Source organism: Streptococcus sp. C150, assembly GCF_000187445.1.
GTDB classification, from domain to species: Bacteria; Bacillota; Bacilli; order Lactobacillales; family Streptococcaceae; genus Streptococcus; species Streptococcus raffinosi.
This window is the reverse complement of sequence record NZ_GL698450.1, coordinates 42,897-66,494: the sequence shown is the minus strand read 5'-3', so window position 1 is coordinate 66,494 and position 23,598 is coordinate 42,897. Positions and strand designations below refer to the sequence as shown.

Annotated in this window: 22 protein-coding genes; all 22 read right to left on the bottom strand. The window is 39.6% G+C overall.

Annotation, left to right across the window (positions count from 1 at the left end; all coding sequences use genetic code 11):
- Positions 1 to 8: 8 nt before the first annotated feature.
- Entirely contained in the window at positions 9 to 803 is a 795-nt protein-coding gene (locus HMPREF0848_RS07670; RefSeq protein ID WP_008535748.1) for a phosphatidate cytidylyltransferase, read from the bottom strand.
- 12 nt (positions 804 to 815) lie between these two features.
- A complete protein-coding gene (locus tag HMPREF0848_RS07665; RefSeq protein WP_008535747.1) occupies positions 816 to 1,565 on the bottom strand; it encodes an isoprenyl transferase in 750 nt (249 codons plus the stop codon).
- A gap of 147 nt (positions 1,566 to 1,712) precedes the next feature.
- The gene (locus HMPREF0848_RS07660; RefSeq protein ID WP_004183800.1) at positions 1,713 to 2,051 is read right to left on the bottom strand and encodes a preprotein translocase subunit YajC; all 339 of its coding nucleotides are present in this window, start codon (positions 2,049 to 2,051) and stop codon (positions 1,713 to 1,715) included.
- 125 nt (positions 2,052 to 2,176) lie between these two features.
- Complete coding sequence (locus HMPREF0848_RS07655; protein WP_021144941.1) at positions 2,177 to 2,893, bottom strand: YebC/PmpR family DNA-binding transcriptional regulator; 717 nt, start codon at positions 2,891 to 2,893, stop codon at positions 2,177 to 2,179.
- Positions 2,894 to 3,053: 160 nt separating this feature from the next.
- Complete coding sequence (locus HMPREF0848_RS07650) at positions 3,054 to 4,631, bottom strand: ATP-binding cassette domain-containing protein (protein ID WP_008535745.1); 1,578 nt, start codon at positions 4,629 to 4,631, stop codon at positions 3,054 to 3,056.
- Between the two features lie 153 nt (positions 4,632 to 4,784).
- On the bottom strand, positions 4,785 to 5,657 hold the full coding sequence (locus HMPREF0848_RS07645) for a helix-turn-helix domain-containing protein (protein WP_008535743.1): 873 nt from the start codon (positions 5,655 to 5,657) through the stop codon (positions 4,785 to 4,787).
- Positions 5,658 to 5,847: 190 nt separating this feature from the next.
- On the bottom strand, positions 5,848 to 7,197 hold the full coding sequence (locus tag HMPREF0848_RS07640; RefSeq protein WP_008535742.1) for a glucose-6-phosphate isomerase: 1,350 nt from the start codon (positions 7,195 to 7,197) through the stop codon (positions 5,848 to 5,850).
- A 104-nt stretch (positions 7,198 to 7,301) separates the two neighbouring features.
- Complete coding sequence (locus HMPREF0848_RS07635; RefSeq protein ID WP_008535741.1) at positions 7,302 to 8,114, bottom strand: endonuclease/exonuclease/phosphatase family protein; 813 nt, start codon at positions 8,112 to 8,114, stop codon at positions 7,302 to 7,304.
- Positions 8,115 to 8,210: 96 nt separating this feature from the next.
- On the bottom strand, positions 8,211 to 10,394 hold the full coding sequence (locus tag HMPREF0848_RS07630) for a PTS transporter subunit IIBC (protein ID WP_008535740.1): 2,184 nt from the start codon (positions 10,392 to 10,394) through the stop codon (positions 8,211 to 8,213).
- A 151-nt stretch (positions 10,395 to 10,545) separates the two neighbouring features.
- Positions 10,546 to 11,484, bottom strand: a complete 939-nt coding sequence (locus HMPREF0848_RS07625) for an AEC family transporter (RefSeq protein ID WP_008535739.1) — start codon at positions 11,482 to 11,484, stop codon at positions 10,546 to 10,548.
- A 159-nt stretch (positions 11,485 to 11,643) separates the two neighbouring features.
- A complete protein-coding gene (locus tag HMPREF0848_RS07620) occupies positions 11,644 to 12,456 on the bottom strand; it encodes a metal ABC transporter permease (protein WP_008535738.1) in 813 nt (270 codons plus the stop codon).
- Positions 12,449 to 13,156 carry a metal ABC transporter ATP-binding protein gene (locus HMPREF0848_RS07615; RefSeq protein WP_004183815.1) on the bottom strand — a complete coding sequence of 236 codons (708 nt, stop codon included), beginning with the start codon at positions 13,154 to 13,156 and terminating at the stop codon, positions 12,449 to 12,451. Before HMPREF0848_RS07615 ends, HMPREF0848_RS07620 begins: the two co-directional genes overlap by 8 nt.
- Before the next feature lies 1 nt (position 13,157).
- Positions 13,158 to 13,601, bottom strand: a complete 444-nt coding sequence (locus HMPREF0848_RS07610; RefSeq protein ID WP_021144930.1) for a zinc-dependent MarR family transcriptional regulator — start codon at positions 13,599 to 13,601, stop codon at positions 13,158 to 13,160.
- 163 nt (positions 13,602 to 13,764) lie between these two features.
- Complete coding sequence (gene dusB, locus HMPREF0848_RS07605; protein WP_002883588.1) at positions 13,765 to 14,742, bottom strand: tRNA dihydrouridine synthase DusB; 978 nt, start codon at positions 14,740 to 14,742, stop codon at positions 13,765 to 13,767.
- Positions 14,735 to 15,601, bottom strand: coding sequence for an Hsp33 family molecular chaperone HslO (gene hslO, locus HMPREF0848_RS07600; RefSeq protein ID WP_008535736.1), 867 nt, complete (start codon positions 15,599 to 15,601; stop codon positions 14,735 to 14,737). Before hslO ends, dusB begins: the two co-directional genes overlap by 8 nt.
- Before the next feature lie 80 nt (positions 15,602 to 15,681).
- Positions 15,682 to 16,041: a hypothetical protein gene (locus tag HMPREF0848_RS07595; RefSeq protein ID WP_037609340.1), complete on the bottom strand. Its 360-nt coding sequence runs from the start codon at positions 16,039 to 16,041 to the stop codon at positions 15,682 to 15,684.
- Between the two features lie 122 nt (positions 16,042 to 16,163).
- Complete coding sequence (locus tag HMPREF0848_RS07590) at positions 16,164 to 17,102, bottom strand: ABC transporter ATP-binding protein (protein WP_008535734.1); 939 nt, start codon at positions 17,100 to 17,102, stop codon at positions 16,164 to 16,166.
- A gap of 1 nt (position 17,103) precedes the next feature.
- Positions 17,104 to 18,144 (bottom strand): ABC transporter ATP-binding protein, encoded by a 1,041-nt coding sequence (locus HMPREF0848_RS07585; protein WP_008535733.1) that lies wholly within the window; start codon positions 18,142 to 18,144, stop codon positions 17,104 to 17,106.
- Between the two features lie 13 nt (positions 18,145 to 18,157).
- Entirely contained in the window at positions 18,158 to 19,189 is a 1,032-nt protein-coding gene (locus tag HMPREF0848_RS07580) for an ABC transporter permease (RefSeq protein WP_004183833.1), read from the bottom strand.
- A 10-nt stretch (positions 19,190 to 19,199) separates the two neighbouring features.
- Entirely contained in the window at positions 19,200 to 20,114 is a 915-nt protein-coding gene (locus HMPREF0848_RS07575) for an ABC transporter permease (RefSeq protein ID WP_008535730.1), read from the bottom strand.
- A gap of 130 nt (positions 20,115 to 20,244) precedes the next feature.
- Positions 20,245 to 21,891, bottom strand: a complete 1,647-nt coding sequence (locus tag HMPREF0848_RS07570; RefSeq protein ID WP_004183835.1) for a peptide ABC transporter substrate-binding protein — start codon at positions 21,889 to 21,891, stop codon at positions 20,245 to 20,247.
- A gap of 285 nt (positions 21,892 to 22,176) precedes the next feature.
- The gene (gene sufB, locus HMPREF0848_RS07565; protein WP_004183836.1) at positions 22,177 to 23,595 is read right to left on the bottom strand and encodes a Fe-S cluster assembly protein SufB; all 1,419 of its coding nucleotides are present in this window, start codon (positions 23,593 to 23,595) and stop codon (positions 22,177 to 22,179) included.
- Positions 23,596 to 23,598: the final 3 nt, after the last annotated feature.

Below are 23,598 nucleotides of genomic sequence, written 5' to 3'. Positions count from 1 at the left end.
CTCCACCCTTAAAAAAGTCCTAGGAAGTGCATAATTGGAAAAACGACAATCCAGCTATCACAACGGTCCAAAATACCACCGTGCCCAGGAATGAGATTTCCTGAGTCTTTAACGCCGAAATGACGTTTAATAGCTGATTCCACCAAATCACCAAATTGACCGAAAATACTAAAGAGAATCGTACAGATAAGCAACCAGAAGAAGTTGTGTGGGGCATAAACTCCATGGTTAATCAAACCAAAGACTAGTGCTACAATGATTGCTGATAAGATACCACCAACACTACCTTCAATGGTTTTGTTTGGTGATACTTTTGGCAATAACTTATTCTGACCAAATTGACGCCCAAAGAGATAGGCTCCAATATCTGTCGCCCAAACAATGAAAAGCGCAAAAAGAACTTTTTCCCAACTATCCAAACGTGCCGCAATAAGATTTTGGAAACCGAAACCAACATAAAAGGCAGATGCGATCGGATAGGCTGCATCGTCAAAAGAATAGTGGTCGCTATTAAGGACAATCCCTGCTAAAATCAAAAAAGAAAGAATAGCAAAGCCTGTCACACTGGCATTTGTCGGAAGACTGATAAAGTAATGGTCAATCGGCACTGCCAAAATAAAGGCTGCCAACATAGACAAAATACCTTCGATAGAGAAAATCTCCAAGTGCTTCATACGAAGCATCTCAGACACTGCAACCATGGCCATAGCCCCAACCAAAAGCTGGAAAGGAAGACCACCGATAAAGAGCAATGGGAGGAAAATGGCTGCTGCCACACCCCCACCAATTAAACGTTCTTGCATGAGAGTTCCTTTCTAGACACCACCGAAGCGACGGTGACGTTTGTTGTAGTCAGAGATGGCTTGGCGTAGCCCTTTCTGGTCAAAATCTGGCCAGAAAACATCTGTGAAGTAGAACTCACTGTAGGCAGACTGCCAAGGTAAGAAATTACTTAGACGAAGCTCCCCACTCGTACGAATAATCAAATCCGGATCACGGTAGAGGTACGGCAACTTATCCGTCATCAAATGCTTCGCAATAAGATCTTCATCAATAGCCTCAGAACTAAGTTTACCTGCTTCAACTTCTTTAGCAATGGCTTGAACAGCAGACACAATCTCCGCACGGCCACCATAATTAAGCGCAAAGTTAAGAACCAGACCTGAATTATGTTTAGTCTGCTCAACCGCCTTCTCAAGAGCCTCCAAAGTTTCCTTAGGTAGACGACTATTATCCCCAATCGTCAAAATACGAACATTGTTTTTGTCTAATTCTGGTACATATTTGTTAAAAAATTCAACTGGCAAATTCATGATGAATTTTACTTCATCTTGTGGGCGTGACCAGTTCTCCGTCGAAAAGGCATAAACCGTCAACACCTTGACTCCAAGTTGTGACGCTTCGATGGTTACCTTTTGCAAAGCATCCATCCCAGCCTTATGACCCATCACACGTGGTTGCAGACGCTTTTTAGCCCAACGGCCGTTCCCATCCATAATAATACCAATATGGTTAGGAATCTTGTCTAGAACCTCTTGATGAGATTTTTTTCTAAATTTAAACATGGAATATCCTCTAAATATAGTTTACCCTTTATTTTACCATATTTTTAGGGGTTCTGAACAGTTTTTAACACTAGGGAGATTAGAAAACGTAAAAAGAGGCTGGAACAAAAGTCGCCAACCTCTGAATTGGAATTATAACTTCACAACTTACTTTTCATCAGAAGACTCAATGGCTGAATCTTCTTCAATGACAGTCTCTTCACTAGTTTCTGTTTTTTCTAAACTTGGTGCAGGCGTAATCACTTTCATGATTGAACGGCTCAAATCGAAGGTCAAGAAAACACCTTCAGCATCCAAAACGATACGATTATTTTCTTTATCAACCTCATCAACGATAGCAATTAAACCACCAATTGTTTCAACTTCAGCACCTTTAGCAAGACCTGAAAAGCGGTCTTCTTGAGCTTTTGCCTGACGACGACGGCTATAAGCGATGTAAGCAATAAATGCAATCACATAAATAGCAAGAATAGGTATTATTTTCATATTTCGTGTTCCTCCAATAATTCACTTGGCTACTACTATATCAGATTAAAGCAGGACAAGCAAGGCAAATCTTTAGACAAATCACATAAAAACACTTTCCATTCTGAGGAAAGTGTTTAATCACATTACAAGTCTGCTACGTTATGATAAACTTTTTGAACATCGTCATCTGCTTCAAGTGCATCAACGAGTCCTTCAAAGACCTCAAGGTCTTCACCTTCGAGAGTAACTTCAGATTGTGGAATCATTTCAAGCTCAGTGACTTGGAATTCCTCTTGACCGTTAGCACGGAGAGCTTCCAGAGCTTTGTGAAGGTCTGTTGGTTCTGTGTAAACAGTAATTGTTCCATCTTCTGCTTCTACATCTTCAACGTCTACATCTGCTTCAAGTAACTGCTCAAAGATAGCGTCTGCATCTTCGCCAGCAAATACAATAACACCTTTTTTATCGAACATGTATGATACTGAACCTGAAGCACCCATGTTACCACCGTTTTTACCAAAGGCAGTACGTACATTGGCAGCTGTACGGTTAACGTTTGAAGTCAAAGTATCTACGATGATCATAGAACCATTAGGCCCAAATCCTTCATAACGCCCCTCAACGAAAGTTTCATCTGTGTTACCTTTGGCTTTATCAATGGCCTTATCAATAACGTGTTTTGGCACTTGTGCTTGTTTAGCACGTTCCAAAACGAATTTCAAAGCTGAGTTTGATTCTGGATCTGGTTCACCTTGTTTAGCAGCTACATAGATTTCAACACCAAACTTAGCGTAAACCTTTGAGTTAGCACCATCTTTAGCAGTTTTCTTAGCAACGATATTAGCCCATTTACGTCCCATGGGATTCACCTCTTCTAAGAGATGTTCTGACATCTCTGATTTGTTTTTTTCTTTTTTGAAAATAGCAAAACACGCTAAATTCACAATCCCTTACATTATAGCACTTTGACTGCCGTTAGTAAAATTGAAATAAAGACGAACCACTTAGCTTACAAAACATCTACTCATCACTCTCTCCCAAACGAACAATCTTATCAAAATATGGTTCATTTTCCTTTATAAGATGGTGGGTAACCGTGATAAAAGTGATATCGGGATCACTTAATAATTGGTACTCAATACGAGTAGCATTATCATGGTCAAGATTTGCGGTAGCTTCATCAAAAATAACAACTGAACTTCCTTTTAAGAATGCTCTTATAAGACCTATTCTTTGTTTTTGTCCCTCCGAAAAGCTTCCATCATTTACTTGCTCATCTATACGACTTAGGAAAGATAAAAGATTAACTCTTCCAAGAGCTTCCTTGATGTGCGTATCAGTAATAGCATCATTCCAAAGAGTTAGATTATTCCTCAAGGTGTCATTATAAATATGGGTTTGACTCCCAACATAGGCACATGAAGACACGATTGAATTCTCATCAATTTCTTTTGACTCCAATTTTCCAAACAAGATTTTTCCTTCATAATCTTTAAGATTTCCTAGGAGCAAATTAAGCAGGGTTGACTTCCCACTACCTGAGCATCCAGTAATAGCGTATTTACCTCCCTCTTTAAAGGTTTGAGTGAATCCCTTAATAATAGCATTTTCTCCAAAAGAATAACGCACATTCTCAAAATTAATATCCTGAAAAATAGGTAGATCAAACTTTGAGGCCGTAGGATAATCTTCGAATTTTTTTAAGATAGGTTCAACAGACTTAATGGTTACTTGTAGCTGATTAATAGTTGATAGAGAGTTAAATATGTTACCTGAAATCTGACCCACAGAAGCAATGGTACCCACGGCAATATTCCCAAAAATAATTAACAAACCGGTTAAGAGTAGTATCAACATCTGAGCGATGACTGAAAACAAGGACATCAAAGTCTCTGTACTAGTGCTCCTTTTTGTATAAATGATTTTCTGGGAAATATAGTCCTCAACAATAGATTTCACTTGTCTAAGAAAAATATGTTTACGACTGGCGTAATAAACATCTGCATATCCATATAACTGGTCACTTATTCCTGAGACAAGTTCCTCATTCGCTTTGGAAAATCTCTCCATTGCTTTCTGCATTTTAGTGGCAAATGGTTTAGGAAGATAAGTCAGGCACAAAGTTAATAAAATGACTAACAGAACAATCCTTACATCATAACTTAATAAGGCGATAATCGAAAATAAGGTAGTAAAAACCGTTGAACAAAGGATATAAATACTTGTAAAGCCGTTCGATTCAATCAATTGAATATCATTATTTAATACTGAGAGATGTTCTCCAATATCAATCTTTCTGAATTCACTAAAAGAATGATGAGTAATTTTACTAAGATAAGATTGCCGAATCACCAAAGACATCTTCTGAATTAATTTCGCCTGATGAACTGTGATAATATAATTCAAAACTAAATAAATAACGTAAAGTCCTACCTCCAGACCTAATAAGGCCAAGAAAGATTGGATTTGCTTTGATACCAGCTGATTAGTCATTAAAGCTAAAGTAACCGAAGCACTCACAAAAATAGCGGCATTCAGCGCTAACAGTAAGATATGAACTAAGTTTTCATACTTGTATTTAAGAATATAGGTTCTCATAGACTTCCTCACAATCTACATCACCTTAGTATATAGCTAGTTGGATAAATCGAAGACATTGGAATGCCTTGTATCCATTGAAATTTAAAAACCATAGTGATGTTGTACTATGGTCTTAGTTTATCCTATTTTTTTGCTCATTCTATAAAATTGTCATATAGTGGAATTCAGCAACTCTTGATACTCCGCATCCTTCATAAGCAATAACTTTTCTGCACCTAAATTTCTAAGTGTTTCTAAACACCCCTCAATTAGATTTCTTCCTTCAGCAACTTCACCCGACTTTATCAAGTAGAACCCCATTACAAATATCAACTCATGTCTTTCATATAATAAAACCTCAGGAATTCCAATATCATTGACTAAATCTAAATAGTATTTCGCAGAATCTAATTCATCACGTCGTAAAAATTCATAAGCTGCATTAATGAGAAGACTAAGTCGAACTCTTTGATTTGAGTCGCTATTTCCAAAAAGGCTAGTTCTATACACTATCTCCTTGGTCAAAATATTAAGTGTCTGGGTGGAAATAAATGACATACTATTTCCGAATATGATTAACTCTCTTTTTCCCCATTGTTCAATGCTAAAAAGATAGTCTGTTAACTCCCTTATCTTATTTTCATCAACTTCTTTATTGGAAACACTTGCCAAAAAAGATTCTAGCATAATACTGTTATAGAGAAATGATTTTTCTTGTGTGAGCTCAAATTTATGACGCTCTTCTCCAGCGTACCTCTGTAACAATAAAACATCGTTTTGATAATACGCCTTACTAGCATTTTCTAATAACTTTTCAGTATGAGTTGGATTATCTTGATATAAAATGCCATAGAACTCTTCAATACTGACATCCAACTTATCTAACAAAAGAAAAAATCTAGATAATGAGATATCAGATTCTCCACGTTCAAACTTGGATAGGAAAGATACTGATAAATAATCACTAGCAAGTTCTTTCAATGTTAAATTCTTTGATAAACGAATTTTTTTCAATAAAGCACCCATTTCCGTAGGTCCAATCATAATCCATCCTCCTATGATGAATTAATTATAGCAACAATCATCCCTAAATTAAAGAGTCATAAAACCCAACTAGCCGGTTCAAACATGTTAAAACAAAAATCGTAAATTAACCTACAAGAAATAATTAATGGAGAGTTTTAGCCTACAAATGGATAAAAAAAGACCAGCCAAAGCTGATCTTATCTGATAATTACAAGCGAGCGTTAAGTTCTGCTCCAAGTTCTTCGAATCCTGGTTTTCCAAGAAGAGCAAACATGTTTTTCTTGTAAGCTTCTACACCTGGTTGGTTAAATGGATTAACAGCATTCAAGTATCCTGAAAGAGCAATCGCAATTTCAAAGAAGTAGATGATGTAACCCAATGTAAAGGCATCTTGTTCAGGGATAGTGATGAACATATTTGGCACGTCACCATCTGTGTGAGCAAGAAGAACACCGTCTGTTGCTTTTTTGTTAACAAAGTCAACATCTTTACCTTGGAGGTAACCAAGTCCATCAAGGTCTTCAGCCAATTCAGGAATAACAACATTCTTACGTGGTTTATCTACACGAACAACAGTTTCAAAGAGGTTACGTGTACCTTCTTGAATGAATTGACCAAGAGAGTGCAAGTCTGTTGAGAAGTTTGCTGAAGTTGGGAAGATACCTCTTTGGTCTTTACCTTCAGATTCTCCAGCCAATTGTTTCCACCATTCTGAGAAATATTGAAGTGATGGTTCATAGTTAACCAAGATTTCTGTTGTGTAGCCTTTACGGTAAAGGATATTACGTACAGCTGCATATTGGTAAGCTTCATTTTCAGAAAGTTTATCTGAAGAATATTCTTGACGTGCAGCGTTGGCACCTTCCATAAGAGCTTTGATGTCAGCACCTGAAGCTGCAATAGGCAATAGACCTACAGCTGTCAATACTGAGAAACGTCCACCGATGTCATCTGGTACAACGAATGTGTCCCAACCGTTAGCGTCTGCTTCAACTTTAACAGCACCTTTTTGGCGGTCAGTTGTTGCATAAATACGTTTGTTGGCTTCTTCTTGACCATATTTCTTAATAAGGAGTTCCTTAAAGAGACGGAAGGCAATAGCTGGTTCCGTAGTTGTCCCTGATTTAGAGATAACGTTAACTGAGAAATCCTTGTCTTCAACATATTCAAGCAAGTCTGCAAGATATGTTGATGAAATTGAGTTACCGGCATAAACGATTTGTGGTGCCTTACGTTCTTCTTTAGTTTGAAGGTTAGCGAAGTGGTGGTTCAAGAAATCAATTGCTGCTTTGGCACCAAGGTAAGAACCACCGATACCAATAACAACCAAAACATCGCTATCTTCTTTAATTTTTTCAGCAGCTTTCAAGATACGATTGAATTCTTCACGATCATAGTTTTCTGGAAGGTCACGCCATCCAAGGAAGTCAGCACCTGGGCCTGTTCCTTTACGAATCATTTCATCTGCTGCAGTTACTTGTGCTTGAAGGAAATCCACTTCATGTGGTGCTACAAATTTATCCAAAAGTTTTGAATAATTAAATGTAATATGAGCCATTTGTCTCTCCTTATATATATTCAATTACAACTTATAGTTTACTCTTTTATTTGCCTTTTGACAATGTTTTTACCTTTATTCGGCCGAATATCGCTAAAATTTTACTAAAACTCTAACTCTGCTTCAAGTCCGTAGTGATCACTAACCAAAGGTTGATTGTTGCCATCAAAAATGACACTAAGTCGGTTGACTGTCCAATCTTGACTAGCAAAGACATAATCGATACGTAAAGGCTCTTCATTGCCCTTCCATCCATCGATACCTGGTCCAACTGTATAGCTACCAGTTGTTTCTTTAGCCACTTCAAAACTATCCTGAAGATGGAGTGGGCTAGCCAAGATAGCTTGGTAGCCTTCCTGACCTGCTGGGTTGTTAAAGTCACCTGCTAGGATAAGCGGTTTTCCAATAGCTTTGAAACGTTCCTCAATACGTGCCCACTCTTCTTGGAAACCTTTGTCCCACCATGAAAGGTGAACGCTAGCGACAGCCACTTCTCGGCCATCTACAGTCGTCTCAGCAACGGCTACACGGCGTGTATGGTAGTCCGTCGGATCATCAACATCTGAAACCAAGATTTCGCTCGCTGTCAATGGTTGACGTGATAAGACAGCAACTCCTTCATTAAGGTGATCATAACCAATGTGATTATAAGCCCAAGTCCAATGATATTGAAGGCCTTCTTCGGCTAACTTTTCTACCAAAAGACGGACAAAATGATCTTGGTGAATTGGTGTCGCTGAAGGAAGGGCATGATAGTAGGCATCTGTTGCTACTACTGAAGTCTCTATTTCCTGATTGACTTCTTGAAAACAAATTAAATCATACTGGGCTTTAAGAATCTGTTTCTTTAGGGTTTGGAATTTCCCTTCTGCATCTTCTTCCATCCAACTGTGGGTATTTAGAGTTAGAAATTTCATACGTTTATCCTTTTCTCTGTCTTACATATACTGATAAGGAGGTCTCTTACAAACAAAACAGCCCAGGGGCTGTCTGTTTGATTATGATGTAGCCAATTAAAGTTCTACTTTTGCAACTGGAGCTTTAGCTGCCAATTTACCTGTATGTTCTACTTTAACTGATTTAATAGCATCTGGATTTGTAAAGACAACAACTGTAGTTGTTTCACGACCTGCCTCACGGATAGCAGCAAGGTCTGCTTCTACCAAGAGGTCACCCGCAGCAACTGTTTGACCTTCAGTAACTTTAACCTCGAATGGTTTTCCTTCAAGACTAACAGTGTCAAGTCCGATGTGAACCAAAACTTCAAGTCCATTGTCTGTTTCCAAACCAATAGCGTGTTTAGTTGGGAAGATACTTGCCACTTTACCAGCTACTGGAGAAACAATGTTACCGTTATCTGGTTCAACAGCGAAACCGTCACCCATCATTTTTTGTGAGAATACTGGGTCTTTGACATCTTCAATGTTGATGACTTGACCGTCTGCAACTGAGTAGACATCTTCAGTAACACCTTTGAATTTAGCTTCTGCTTTCTGAACAGCAGTCATTTGGCTTGGAAGTGTTTCTGGAATAACTTCACCTGAATCAAGTACGTCTTGGATATCAGATTTCAAGACGTCAGCCTTAGGACCGTAGATAGCTTGAACACCTTGTCCTTTCATGACAAGACCCATAGCTCCTTCGGATTTCCATTGAGCTTCAGTTCCGACTTTTTCAGCGTCTTTGACAGTAACACGGAGACGTGTCATACATGCGTCAACGTCCACGATGTTAGCACGTCCACCAAGAAGGTTGATGATGTTGATAACTTGTGAGCTTGCTTTGCTTGTTCCAGCACCAGCTGATTCACCAGATTCTGAAGAATCATCATTTTGTTCGTAGTTACCATTACGTCCTGGTGTTGCGTAATCAAATTTCTTAATCATGAAGTTAGCGATGAAGAACATGATAACACCAAAGAGTACAGTTACCCAAATGAAGTTAACGATATCCATCGCCAAACCAGCGTTAATAGCGAGTGGTGTACGTGTCAAGAATTCGATAGAACCGAATGAGTGAACACGGAGGTGAACAATGTCAGCCATTGCAAAGGCAGCACCTTGTACAAAAGCGTATACGATGTAAAGTGGAGTAGCCACGAACATGAACATGTATTCGATTGGCTCAGTTACCCCTGTCAAGAATGTTGCAAGCGCAGTGGCAGTCAACATACCTTTGTATTGATGTTTCTTGTCTTCGTCAACGTTACGGTAGATAGCTACGACCATACCCATCAAGATACCAAATGAACCAATCATTTGACCAACTTTAAAGCGGGCTGGTGTGTAGGCTTCAAGAAGGTGTTTGTATTGATCTGGATGCGCACCTTTAAGGTTAGCAAGGTCAGTAACCCATGCGAGCCAGAGTGGGTCTTGACCCAAAACTTTAGTACCTTTTGCAGCACCAGTCAAGACTTCATAAGTACCACCCAATTGAGTGTAGTTAATTGGGATAGTCAACATGTGGTGGAGACCAAATGGCAAGAGAAGACGTTCCAAAGTACCGAACAAGAACGGTGCCAAGATTGGAGCAGTTTCTTTTGAGTTGGCAATCCACATACCAAAACCGTTAATTCCAGATTGGATAATTGGCCATACAATAGCAAGAACGATAGCTGCAATAGCTGAACGAAGAATAACTACGAATGGTACAAAACGTTTACCATTGAAGAATGACAAAGCTTCTGGCAATTTACGGAAGTTATAGTATTTATTGTAAGCAGTAGCTCCGATGAAACCAGAGATGATACCTACGAATACACCCATGTTAAGGGCTGGAGCTTCCAAAACACTGATGAAGTAATCAGATACCTTGATTGATTGGCCAAGAAGTGTGTGTACCATAGCACTCTTATCAGCAAGAATATCTGAAGTAACACCAAAGATTGAACCAGTCAAGCGGTTAATCAAAATAAAGGCAAGACCTGCTGCAAAAGCACCTCCTGCACGTTCCTTAGCCCAACTACCACCAATGGCAAGGGCAAACAAGATGTGAAGGTTACCGATAACCCCCCAACCAATCTGCTCAAGAAATCCACCTGTAATAACGAGTGGTGCCACGTTTGGATTAATCATGGCAATCGTTTTACCGATAGAGATCATAAGACCTGCTGCTGGCATAACCGCGATAACAACCATGAGGGCTTTACCGAATTTCTGCCAGAACTCAAAGCCAAATTTTTCTTTTAGCTTATTCATTTCATTTCCTCCTACTTTTGATGCAAACGTTTGCATACCTTATGTAATTATTATAGCATCTTTTACTGATTTGTAAAGCGCTTTCCTTAACTTTTTTTGATTTTTTTAAAAAAAGTTAAAACCCCAGTAAAACCGGGGCTTTTGATACGTATTAAGCCATCAAAACCATGAGAATAGGAATCACCACCATGGTTGCAAGTGTTGTCTCCGTCACCATGACTGCAGCGTAATCACTATCTGCTCCGTAGAGTTTGGCAACCACAGGTGCATTGGTCATAACAGGCATAGCGGACTGGATGATAAAGACTTGCTTCATCAAAGTTGGTAAGGGTGACCAATAAACGATGGCAGCCATCAAAAGTGGGGCAACCACAAAGCGACCAAGCAGAATTAAGACTTGATCCTTTTTAAGAGTCAGTTGCTTCACACCTGCATTGGAGACCGACAAACCGATAAATATCATAGATAAGGGGGTAGTCAAACTGCCTAGATACTGCAAATCACTGGCTAGAAAAGCAGGGAGCTTAATATGTAGAATAACGATAAGAAGCCCCAGCATAAAGCCCATCAAAGGAGGTGAAAACACCTTTTTCAAGCTTGTTTTTAGGTCAAACTCAGCTTCTCCTTCACCATCACGTTGGATGAGATAGGTCCCCAAGGTCCAGAAAAAGGTCGTATTACACATGTAATAGATCAAAACATAGGGAATACTAGCATCTCCAAAAAGGGCCTGATTGATGGGAAGCCCCACGAAAATAGTATTGGAATTAAAAAACATGGAAATAAAGAGTCCCCGACGGTCCTTTTTCACGGCAAAAATCCTAGCCACGGCTGTCGCAATACCAAGTAAGATAACCATAGATAGCGCTGGAAAACGTAAATCTGGCAACATTTTTAGGAGGTCAGCCGCTGTGAAACGTTGCGTGATGGTATAAAGCATATAGCAGGGCAAAGCAATTTGAGTAACCAACTTAGCGATTAAACCACGCGACTTGTCATCAAACCAGCCCTTCTCACCCATGACGAAGCCCACTAAAATCATACCCAAAATGACTAGGATTCCAGATATACTTGTTAAAAAGATTTCCATGTTTTCTCCTTTTTATTATTTTTATGAGGGAATGATAGACATTAACAAATAGCCAATGGGTTTGTTTGACTACATTTAAAGCCTTTTTCAAACAATATCTCAAAAACTACTTTAGTATATCACAAAAAGAACTTGATTTCTCAAGCTCTTTTCTTCTATTTATTCTGCTTTTAAAAGAGGTTCAAAGATTGATACCAGTCCAAAGAAAGCAATGAAGATCAATGTGATGGTCGCACTTGCTGGCGTTTCCCAATAATAGGAAATGAAGATACCAGAGAGCATACCGACCAATCCAATACCAATGGCCCAAAAAATCACGGATTTGAAGGTTTGACCGATTTTCATGCCAATCGCTGCTGGAAGAATCATAATGGTAGAAACCAAGAGCGATCCTGCTGCTGGAATCATCAAAGCAATGGCTACTCCGGTTACGATATTGAAGAGGAGAGACATAAGACGTACTGGTAAGCCATCGACATGAGCAGTATCCTCGTCAAAGGTCAAAAGATACATAGGACGAATAAAGAATAAGGTCAAGACCAGTACAATCGCCGCAATCACAAAGAGGGCACGCACCTGTTCGGAGCTAATTGTGATAATAGATCCAAAGAGATAGCTATCTAAGCTCATGCTACTGCTACCCGCCTTGCTACTGATAATCAAGGCTACAGCCAAGCCCATAGACATCAGGATAGCCGTTGAAATCTCCATATAGTGCTTGTAACTAACCCTTAGATACTCTAGGACTAGAGCAGCAATCACCACAACCTGCAAGGTGGTCCAAGTAGTTGATTGCCCCAAGAAAATGCCCACAGCCACCCCAGCTAAAGAAACGTGACTCAAGGTATCACTCATCAAGCTCTGACGACGAAGAATCAAAAAGAGTCCCAAAATAGGTGAAAAGATACTGATAGCGATGACGGCGAGAATAGCACGCTGCATAAAATCATAGGTTAATAATTCACTAATCATGTTTGTGCCCCTCTCCATCTTTTTCATGGACGTTAAAACAACGCCAAGGCAATTTCTGATTACGAACCAGATGGATATTACGGTCCGTGTATTCCTTGACCTCTTCTGGGTCATGGGTAATCATCAAGACAGACTTACCATGCTTATGAGCTGAGTGGTGCATAAGTTCATAGAAGGTATTGGCTGTTCCTGCATCCATCCCTGTCGTTGGTTCATCCAAGACAAAAATATCTGGATCTGAAGCGAAAATACGAGCAATGACGGCACGTTGCTTTTGGCCACCTGAGAGATGTCCAATCTGCTTGTGACGATTTTCCCACATACCAACAGATTCTAGAGCACGTTGAACATGCTCTAAGTCATGTTTGTTCAAACGACGGAACCATCCCTGATGGGGGTAACGACCTGACTTGACAAACTCATAAACGGTACTTGGGAATCCTGCATTAAAGCTGGCAATTTGTTGTGGTAGATAGGCCATTCGAAGCTTCTTGCCATCTTTGTTAGTATCAGAAATCGTCACAGTCCCCTTCTTAGGTTTGAGAATACCCAAGGTTGCCTTGATAAGCGTTGATTTGGCAGCACCATTTTCCCCAGTCAAGGTCACAAACTCTCCAGAGTCCAAGTGATAGTGAATATTATCCAGAACGGGCTCCGCATCATACTGGAAGCTCAGTCCTTCAACTGTAATATAACGCATCTTATTCCTCGATTTTTTCTTCTAATTTCGTCAAGAAACGCCCTATAATCTGACGTTCTTTACTATCAAACTGCTCCAATACAGAGCGATAGACACCTAACGTTTCTTGGTGGTGTTCCTCATGCTCCTGGGCAATGGGTTGAGCCTCTTGTGTCAGGACAAAGTAGGTCACCCGTCCATCATCCTTATCCTTCTTGGCCTCCAACATTCCTTCCTTGACCAAGGTCTTAACAGCCTTAGTAACAGCAGCCTGACTGACATTTAAGGTCTTTGCCAGCTCCGAATTGGTCTTGCGACCCTCAGCCAAAAGCATCAGAATATGTTCCTGAGTATTAGTCAATTTAACTTGACTACGGCACTGCCCAATAAGGAGCTCATGCTGATTTTCAGACTTGAGCACGATTTGATTAATCAATTGATTGACTTGTTCTTCTAGTTCTAGCATTGCTTTCTCCATTTACTTAACCAGTTAATTATATCGAAAATACAGAGGTTTTGCAAGGGAAGAGCAAGAAAAAGATTGGCAGTGCACTGTCATCAATATCAAGGAAGAATAAGAGTAAAATAAAAACCTAACCAAGCTGGTTAAGTTTTTATCAGATATAGAGTTATCGCAAAGTCGCAAAGATTTCTTCAACCTGAGCAACAGACTCGGCACGTGAGACTTCGCCACGAACCTTAGCTGCTCCTGCTGTTCCACGAAGATAGTGTGGTGCCAGACCACGGAATTCACGGACAGCAATCTTTTCACCTTTAAGGTCCACCAAACGTTTGAGGTGGTCTTCAGCGATGTCCAGCTTCTTATCAAATGGAAGCTCTGGCAACTCCTCTCCTGTTTCGAAGAAGTGATTGATTTGTGTGAAGATGTATGGATTGTTCATAGCTGCACGACCCACCATAACGGCATCGACACCAAGTTCTTCAATCATGAGCTTAGCATCTTGAACGCTACGAACATCGCCATTTCCGATAAATGGAATCTTAGTGATAGCCTTAGCAACTCGGGCCAAAGTCTCGTGGTCACAGTGACCTGTGTACATCTGCTCACGAGTACGACCGTGCATAGCAAGGGCAGAAACACCTGCAGACTCCGCTGCAAGAGCGTTTTCTACAGCCAAATCACTGTCTGACCAACCCGTACGCATCTTAACAGTCAAAGGAATATCAAGTACTGACGTTACTTCCTTGACAATGTGGTAAATCTTATCTGGATCTTTGAGCCACTTGGCACCAGCTTCATTTTTGACGACCTTATTGACCGGACAACCCATGTTGATATCAACAATATCAGCCTTGGTATTGGTCTGGATAAAGTCGGCTGCACGCTTCAAACCTTCAGCATCACCACCGAAAAGCTGGATAGACATTGGATGTTCATTCTCATCAATATGAAGCATGTGGAGGGTCTTCTCATTATTGTAGAGGAGCCCTTTTTCAGAAATCATCTCCATCACCACAAGACCAGCACCAAACTCCTTTGCAATAGTACGGAAGGCCGAGTTGGTCACACCTGCCATCGGAGCTAGCACTGTACGATGAGGAATCTCCACATTCCCAATCATGAAGGATGAATTAAGTTTAGTCATTGATGAGTTCCTCCAGGTCAGCTTCTGAAAATTCATACTTGTTTTGGCAGAATTGGCAGACGATTTCAGCACCGTGATCTTCATCTTTAATAGCTTGAAGTTCATCCTTACCTAGACTCAAGAGAGCATTTTCAAAGCGTTCACGTGAGCAATCGCACTCAAAGCTAAGCTCCTCTTCAGACAAACGTTTGAAAGGCTCATCCCCATAGATAGCATGCAGAAGCGCTTCAATATGGTCATCAGATTCCAATAGTGTTGAAATGGCAGGCATCTCTTGGATGCGTTTTTCATAACGAGCGATTTCTTCCTCGCTGGCACCAGGCAAGACCTGAAGCATAAAGCCACCAGCAACCTTGACCTTGTCCTCCTCGTCGAGAAGAACATTAAGACCAACAGCAGATGGGGTTTGCTCAGATTCTGTTAAATAATAGGCAAAATCTTCACCAATTTCACCAGAAATAAGTGGTGTTGATGACGTGTAAGGATTACCAGTTCCATAATCGATGATTGAAACAAACTGACCTTGTCCCATGAAAGGACCGACTAAGACTTCACCGGTCGCTGTTTTCTTGATGTCTACACCTGGATTTTGGATGTAGCCCTTAACATGCCCCTTGGTATCGGCTACAGAAATGATATGTCCAAAAGAGCTGTTTCCGATAACCTTTACCGTAATCTTGCTATCACCTTTTTGGTTAGCAGCCAAGATTTGATTGGCAATAAGGGTACGCCCCAAAGCGACTGTTGATGATGATAATGTATTGTGTTTTTCTTGTGCGGCTCTAACTGTTTCAGTGCTATCAAGAACGTAAGCACGGAAAGAACCTGATTCTGAAATTGTTTTTATTAATTTATCCATAGTGACTCTATTATAACACAAAAAAGAGGGTGGAAAAGTCGTAAACGCTTGGCGTCTCCTCTCCCACACTCTCTAGCAAATTACCATGAAAATTCTGAAAGTTTAGCTTTCCAGTCCATTATTTGGCGATTATCCAGTTGATGTTTTTCCCTTATTAATGGCGGTAAATTCTCCAAATAATCAATATAAACACTCACCAAAAGCTTATAATCATTAGGTGTCAAACGTTTGAGTTGACCATGGACAAATTCAGTTGCTTGACGGTATTTGGAACGAAGCACCAAATCATCAATATAGTCATTCCCACTTACCATTTGACCATTTTCATCTTCGACCTGACCCAAATCAATATCCAGACTCTCAAACTTAAAAACCTTATTGACGACGTTGGCTGTCCCACGAATCTGATTGAGCAACCAGTCGTTATTATACACTCCCATGTTAGTCCCCTTTCACTATTGCTGTATCACCTTTATTATACTGTTTTGCCTAGGTATTGTAAACGTTTGCTCACCTAAAAAATAAAAAGGAGGCGACTAAGGAATCACCACCTTTTTACGGTTTAATTTGCCTTGGCTTCTTCTTTGTAATTTTTAGCCTCTGCTTCTGTAGCATAAACAAAATGTCCTGGTCGGATTTCATACATTTGTCTACTTTCCCCATCATTTTCAATAGAGGAATCGTAAATCAAATGTTGACGCTTACGCTCTCTTTCTGGATCTGGTTCTGGAATTGCAGATAATAGACTCTTCGTATAAGGATGAATCGGGTTATGATAAATCTCATCTGCAGGTCCTACTTCAAGGAGTTTACCCCAATGCATTACACCAATACGATCGGATATATATTTAACCATTGATAGGTCATGGGCAATAAACAAATATGTTAATCCCTGTTCATGTTGCAACTTCTGCATCAAATTAACCACCTGTGCTTGAATAGAGACATCCAAAGCAGAAATCGGTTCGTCTGCTACGATAAAATGAGGATTAACCGCTAAAGCACGCGCAATACCAATCCTTTGGCGTTGACCACCAGAAAACTCATGAGGATATCTTGATAAGTGATCTTCATTTAATCCTACCAAATCAATGAGCTCTTTAACCTTGGCTTCACGTTCTTCTTTGGTTTTAGCCAATTTATGAATATCAATACCTTCAGCAATAATATCACGGATTTTCATGCGTCCATTAAGACTAGCTTGAGGATCTTGAAAAATCATCTGAGCTGTCTTACGGAATTCATGAAGGTCTTTCCCTTTTAAGCTTGATATGTCATTACCTGCAAAGGTAACAGTACCCGAATCAATATCATAAAGCTTTAAAATAGAACGACCAATGGTTGTTTTACCTGAACCAGATTCACCAACTAGGCCAAAAATTTCACCCTCATAGATATCAAAGCTAACGTCATCAATGGCTTTAACTTCGTTTGATTTTCCTTTATTAAAAGTTAGAGACACATTTTTTAGTTCTACTAACTTCTTACGTTCTTGTGTCATCTTATTTCTCCTTCATCTTTGACCATTTTTCCCATCGTTTCAATATTGGTGAAGGAGGGGTTACTTTAGGAGCTCGTTCATCCAAGAGCCATGTTGCTGCAAAGTGCGTATCTGATACCTTAAACATTGGCGGTTCTTCCTGATAATCAATATCTAAAGCAAAGGCATTTCGAGCAGCAAAGGCATCACCTTTAGGAGGATAAAGCAAATCTGGAGGAGTCCCTGGAATAGCTTCTAGGCTACCAGATTCTGTTTCTGTTGTAGGCATAGAGTTAAGAAGACCCCATGTGTATGGGTGTTGCGGATTGTAGAAAACCTCATCCACAGTCCCATATTCCACTATTTTACCAGCATACATTACCGCCACACGATCAGCCATCCCAGCAACAACACCCAAGTCATGTGTAATAAAAATAATGGATGAATCACGCTTTTCTTGGATTTTTTTCATCAGATGAAGAATTTGTGCTTGAATCGTAACATCTAAGGCAGTAGTAGGCTCATCAGCAATCAAAATTTCAGGATCTGCAGCTAGAGCAATGGCAATTACTGCTCTTTGACGCATTCCCCCTGACCATTGGTGAGGGTAGTCATTTATATGTTCTTCGGCATTAGGTATACCAACATCTTTCATTAATTGTAAAGCCATATCTAAGGCTTCTTTCTGAGATACCTTGGTATGAAGCATGATAGGCTCAGCAATTTGGCGCCCAATTTTCATAGTAGGGTCAAGACTGGTCATAGGATCCTGAAAAATCATAGCAATATCATTTCCACGAACCTTAACCCAATCTTCCTCCTTCAAGGTTTGCATATCACGCCCATTAAAGGTAATGTCTCCAGTTACCTTAGCGTTTTTGTCTGATAGACCCATTAGCGTCCTTGTCGTTACAGACTTTCCTGAACCAGATTCACCAACAATCGCTAGTGTCTCACCTTTTTTCAAGTCAAAATTGACATCACGAATCGCTTTTACTTCTCCAGCGTAAGTATGAAAATTAACATGGAGATTTTTTACACTTAAAATCGTTTCTTTCATCATTATTACGCTCCTATTAGTTTTCTTTGTTAGATTTAGGGTCAAACGCATCACGCAAGCCGTCCCCTAAAAGAATAAAGGCAAGAGAGATAAAAACAAGAGCCAAGGCAGGAATAACCACCTGATAAGGGTAGTATTGGAGATTTTCAGAAGCATCTGTAATCAACGAACCTAAAGAAGCTGTTGGTGGCTTAACCCCCAAATTGATAGCTGACAGAACCGCTTCGTACATAATAGCACTTGGAACTGTCATCATAATTTGAACAATAATGATACCTGAAATATTTGGTAAAACATGTTTAAAAGCTATCTTGAATTTATTTTCACCCAAAGCACGTGAGGCTAAAACAAATTCACGTTCTCGGTAAGATAGGGTCAAATTACGTACTTGACGCGCCATGGACGTCCATCCGACTATGGCAATTGAGATAATGATTGACAACACACCACTACCCAAAAGAAGCCCTAACATCGTTACTATGACCAAGTTAGGGATAGATGAGATGACCTCAATAACACGTTGCATGAAGAGGTCAATCTTCCCACCTAAGAAACCTGACACCAGACCATAGGTCACTCCAATAATCAAATCAATTAAAGTAGCAACAATGGCAATTAAGAGAGAGATACGTATACCAACAATCACACGTTTCGCTAAGCTACGTCCCAGATTGTCAGTTCCCAAAATAAATTTATCGTCTTTTGGAACTGATTGATCAGAGTACACATCATTAGGCTCCGTATTACCTGAAAATACAATACTACCATTCCAGAATGGTAAGCTATCTGATAGTTTAGGTGGTAAATTACGATATGTCTTAACTTCATCACCATTAAAACTATTAGCATCCTTGGCATTAACAAAGAAATTTGAGCCAATTGAAAAGACCAGTAGAATGGCTAAAAACCAAAGGGATATGGTCGCCAATTTATTTTTTTTCAGACGTCTCCAAGCATCTTGTGTAAAAGAGAGAGTCGGTTTTTCAATTTTTTCTTGTGATTCAGTATTTCCAGCACCAACAAGTTTAAATAGTTGTTTTTCTTCCATGATACTCTCCTTACTTCAGACGGACACGTGGATCCACAAAACTAGTAATGATATCTGTCAATAGGATAGCTACCATAAGCATAACGGCATAAACGATAGTGGTTCCCATAATGACAGGATAATCTTTTGTCGGAATAGAGGTAACAAACTGTTGGCCAATTCCAGGAATTGAGAAAATCTGCTCTATGAGTGCTGAACCTGTTAAAATATTAGCAGCCATTGGACCGATTAAGGTAAGAACAGGAATCATTGAATTGCGATAAGCATGTCGATTACTAATTTGACGTGCTGTTAACCCTTTAGCCCTAGCTAGTTGAATATAATCAGTATTCATGGTTTCAATCATTTCACTACGGAAAAAACGAGTAACTTGAGCAAATACTGGAATAGCAAGAGATAAAGTAGGTAAAATCGTTTGGCTAAATGAACCCCATCCAGATAAAGGAAGAACTCCCCACTTAAATCCAAGGTAATCCAAAAGCAAAAGACCAATAATGAATGAAGGCACTGAAATACCGAGTGTTGATAACACGCTCAAGATATTATCAATCCAGTTATTTTTATTACGTGCTGACACTGCTCCTACAAAAAGACCAGACAATACCCCAACGACAAGGGCTTGAATACCCAGTTGCGCTGAAACTGCCAAACGCTGACTAATCATCATGCTAACAGGCTGATTTGCAGACTGATAACTTGTTCCTAAATCACCGTGCAGGACATTCCAAAGATATTGCAAATACTGTTGCCATACAGGCTTATCTAAGCCATATTGCTTATTCATAACCGCAATCATATCATTCGTTAATTTGGGATTATTGAATGGTGACCCTGGCATAACTTGCATTAGGAAGAAAGATAGAGTGACAACCACCCATAGGGTAACTAGCAAAATAGCTATCCTTTTCAATAAATATTTCGTCATAAAATTTCCTTTATGTAACAACGAAAGAAGCTGGGACTAAAGCCGCCAGCTTCTTAGTTCATTTTGCGATAAACGTACATACAGTAGCTGATGAATGTTCTACTTTACTCTGTCATTATAATGATAGCAACTATTTATCTTTATAAGCATAGGTGAAGTCAACATCAAGACCAGTTGAGTTACGTACAAGTCCTTTGATTGAAGGATTTTGCAAGCCTTTTGTAAATCGGAAGTAAATCGGATTATACATCGCTTCATCATAAAGTGCTTTTTCAGCAGCTTTATAATCATTTGCAGCGGCTGTTGGATCTAATGCATCAGTCGAAATAGCTTTTTCATAGGCTGCATCGTATGTAGAGCTATTTGCCTTACCATAGTTATAAGCGGAATTTGAAGTGAACAAGCTATAGAATGTTGATCCTTCTGGATAGTCACCACCCCAAAGAACAAGAGCAACATCAAAGTTTTGATTCTTAGTATCTTCAAGACGTTGTTTAAATGTCACAAATTTTTCTTCAACAGTCAAACCAGGAAGAGCTTTTTCCCAAGTTTCTTTAATGTAATCAACTGCAGCTTTAGAAACAGGTGAATCTGAATCTGCTGTAATTGTCAATTTCAAGTCACTTAAACCAGCTTCAGCAAGACCTTCTTTGAAGAGCTTAGCTGCTTCTTCCTTGTTATAGCTATAGCCAGGTGCCACATATTTAGATAAATCAGTACCATCAGGTAATTTTTCCAATCCAGTAGGTGCAAAACTAGTTGCTGGGACTGAACCTGTATCAACCGCAGCTTCGACAATACCTTTACGGTCAGTAGCAAGGTTGAGAGCTTGACGGATTTTAAGATTATCTAGACCTTTAACTTTACCAGTTTCATTATAGGTCATATAACTTGTTGTTGCTTCTGGAACTGTAACAACATCTTTGTTTTTCTTATTGGCATTAAAAATAGCAGACGTATTTGAAATATTTGCAAAGTCAAGTTGACCTTGTTTATACATTTGGACGGCTGTATCAGGTTTTTTAACCGTTTGAATATTGATTGTCTTTGTTTTAACGTGCTTAGCATCCCAGTAATTGTCATTTTTGACAAGTTTGAAGCTACCACTTGTACCATTCCAATTTTCAACTTTAAAAGGTCCAGAATAAATTTGTTTATCAGACTTCGTTCCGTATTGTTTTCCAGTCTTTTCTACAAATTCCTTATGTTGTGGGACAAAGTTTGAGAATGACAAAAGACTCTTGAATTGTGGAGAAGGATTTGACAAAGTAAAGATAACTTTATTTCCTTCAGCCTTAACACCCAATTCATCAACGCTCTTCTTACCAGCAATAATGTCTGCAGCATTAACAAGGTGAGAATCTGAAGCAAGGTAAGCATACTCAGAAGCTGTAGCAGGATCAACCATACGTTGCCAAGTATAGACAAAGTCCTCAGCAGTAAGCTTAGTACCATCTGAATACTTCAAGTCATCTCTAAGAGTCGCTGTATAAGTCAAACCATCAGCTGATACATCAACCTTTTTAGCCAAATCAGGTTGCAACTTCCCATCTTTATCAACACGAAGTAAGTTACTTTCTGAGTTCCCAAGCGCCAAGGCTGAATAGTGATCTGTATTTTTAGAAATATCAAGGGTCAATATTTCAGTAGGGGTGTACCAGTTAATTTCATCTTTACTTGAGGTTGATTTTGAGCCACAAGCAGCAAGAAGTGTTGCAGAAGCTAAAGTAATTACTCCAACGGCTACAATACTCTTAAAGTTACGTTTCTTAATCATAATTATAAGAAACCTCCTCCAATAAAAAATTTACTTTCGTGTATAATTATACCTTAAAATTATCTAAAGTAAAGACGTAATTCTTAATAATTCGACAATTCAGTTATTTTTGTCTTTAAAAAGACTCGAAATATCCCAAAAATGATGCATTTATAGCTCTTGCTTCGCTATACATAGGCGATTTACAATCAATGCCAACAAAAAAAGGCTAAGATGCCTATCTTAACCTTTTTTGTTTTGAACTAAATTCTCAGTTTACTCTGTATTTATACACGAGCTTACTTCTTACCCAACTGATCCTTCCATTTCATAACTAATCAAGCGGTTAAGCTCAACAGCATATTCCATTGGAAGTTCTTTGGTAAATGGTTCTACAAATCCCATGACAATCATTTCAGTTGCTTCTTGTTCGGAAAGACCACGACTCATGAGGTAGTAGAGTTGCTCTTCAGAAATCTTAGAAACTTTGGCTTCGTGTTCTAGGGCCACTTGAGAATTGTGAATTTCATTAAATGGAATCGTATCTGACTTAGATAAATCATCCATCAAGATCGTGTCACATTCAATGTGAGAACCAGACTTTTTAGAGTCCTTATTGAAAGTTACTTGACCACGATAGTCAACCTTACCACCATTACGGGCGATTGATTTAGAGACAATAGATGATGATGTATGTGGTGCATTATGGATCATCTTAGCTCCTGTGTCCTGGTGCTGACCAGCATTGGCAAAGGCGATAGAAAGCATAGTCCCACGCGCACCTTCACCATCTAGGTAAACTGATGGGTACTTCATTGTTTTCTTAGCACCAAGATTACCGTCAATCCACTCAACAGTCGCATTTTTCTTAGCAGTAGCACGTTTGGTTACCAAATTATAGACGCTATCTGACCAGTTTTGAATGGTTGAATAACGCATATAGGCTCCTTCAAGCGCAAAGATTTCAACGATAGCCGCATGAAGGCTGGCTGAAGTATAGGTTGGTGCCGTACAGCCTTCCACATAGTGAACGCTGGCCCCTTCATCAACGATGATGAGTGTGCGTTCAAACTGAGCCGTAGCTTCATTATTGATACGGAAGTAGGTTTGAAGTGGGATATCTACCTTAACACCTTTTGGCACATAAATAAAGGTACCGCCTGACCAGAAGGCTGAGTTAAGGGCCGCAAATTTGTTATCTGTTGGAGGAACCAGTTTTGAGAAGTACTTCTTGAAGAGTTCTGGGTACTCTTTAAGAGCTGAGTCTGTATCCGTAAAGATGATTCCCAACTTATCGTACTCTTCTTTCATATTGTGGTAAACCACTTCTGATTCATACTGAGCCGAAGCTCCTGCCAGGTAAGCACGCTCAGCTTCGGGGATACCAATACGTTCAAAGGTTTCCTTGATTTTTTCAGGAACATCTTCCCAGTCACGAGCAGGTCTGTCTGACGCTTTTTGGAAATAGGTCAAGTCATCAAAGTCGATTTCAGAAAGGTCTGGTCCCCACTCTTGCATAGGCATTTTGTTAAAGGTTTCCAATGATTTCAAGCGGAATTCAAGCATCCACTCAGGTTCCCCTTTTTCAGCAGACATGGCACGAACCACGTCTTCACTGATTCCTTTTCCTGTTGAAAAGACTGGTGTCACATCATCATGGAAACCGTATTTATATTCCCCAAGATCAATGGGTTTTGGTTCTACTTTTTCATTTGTTTCAGTCATAGT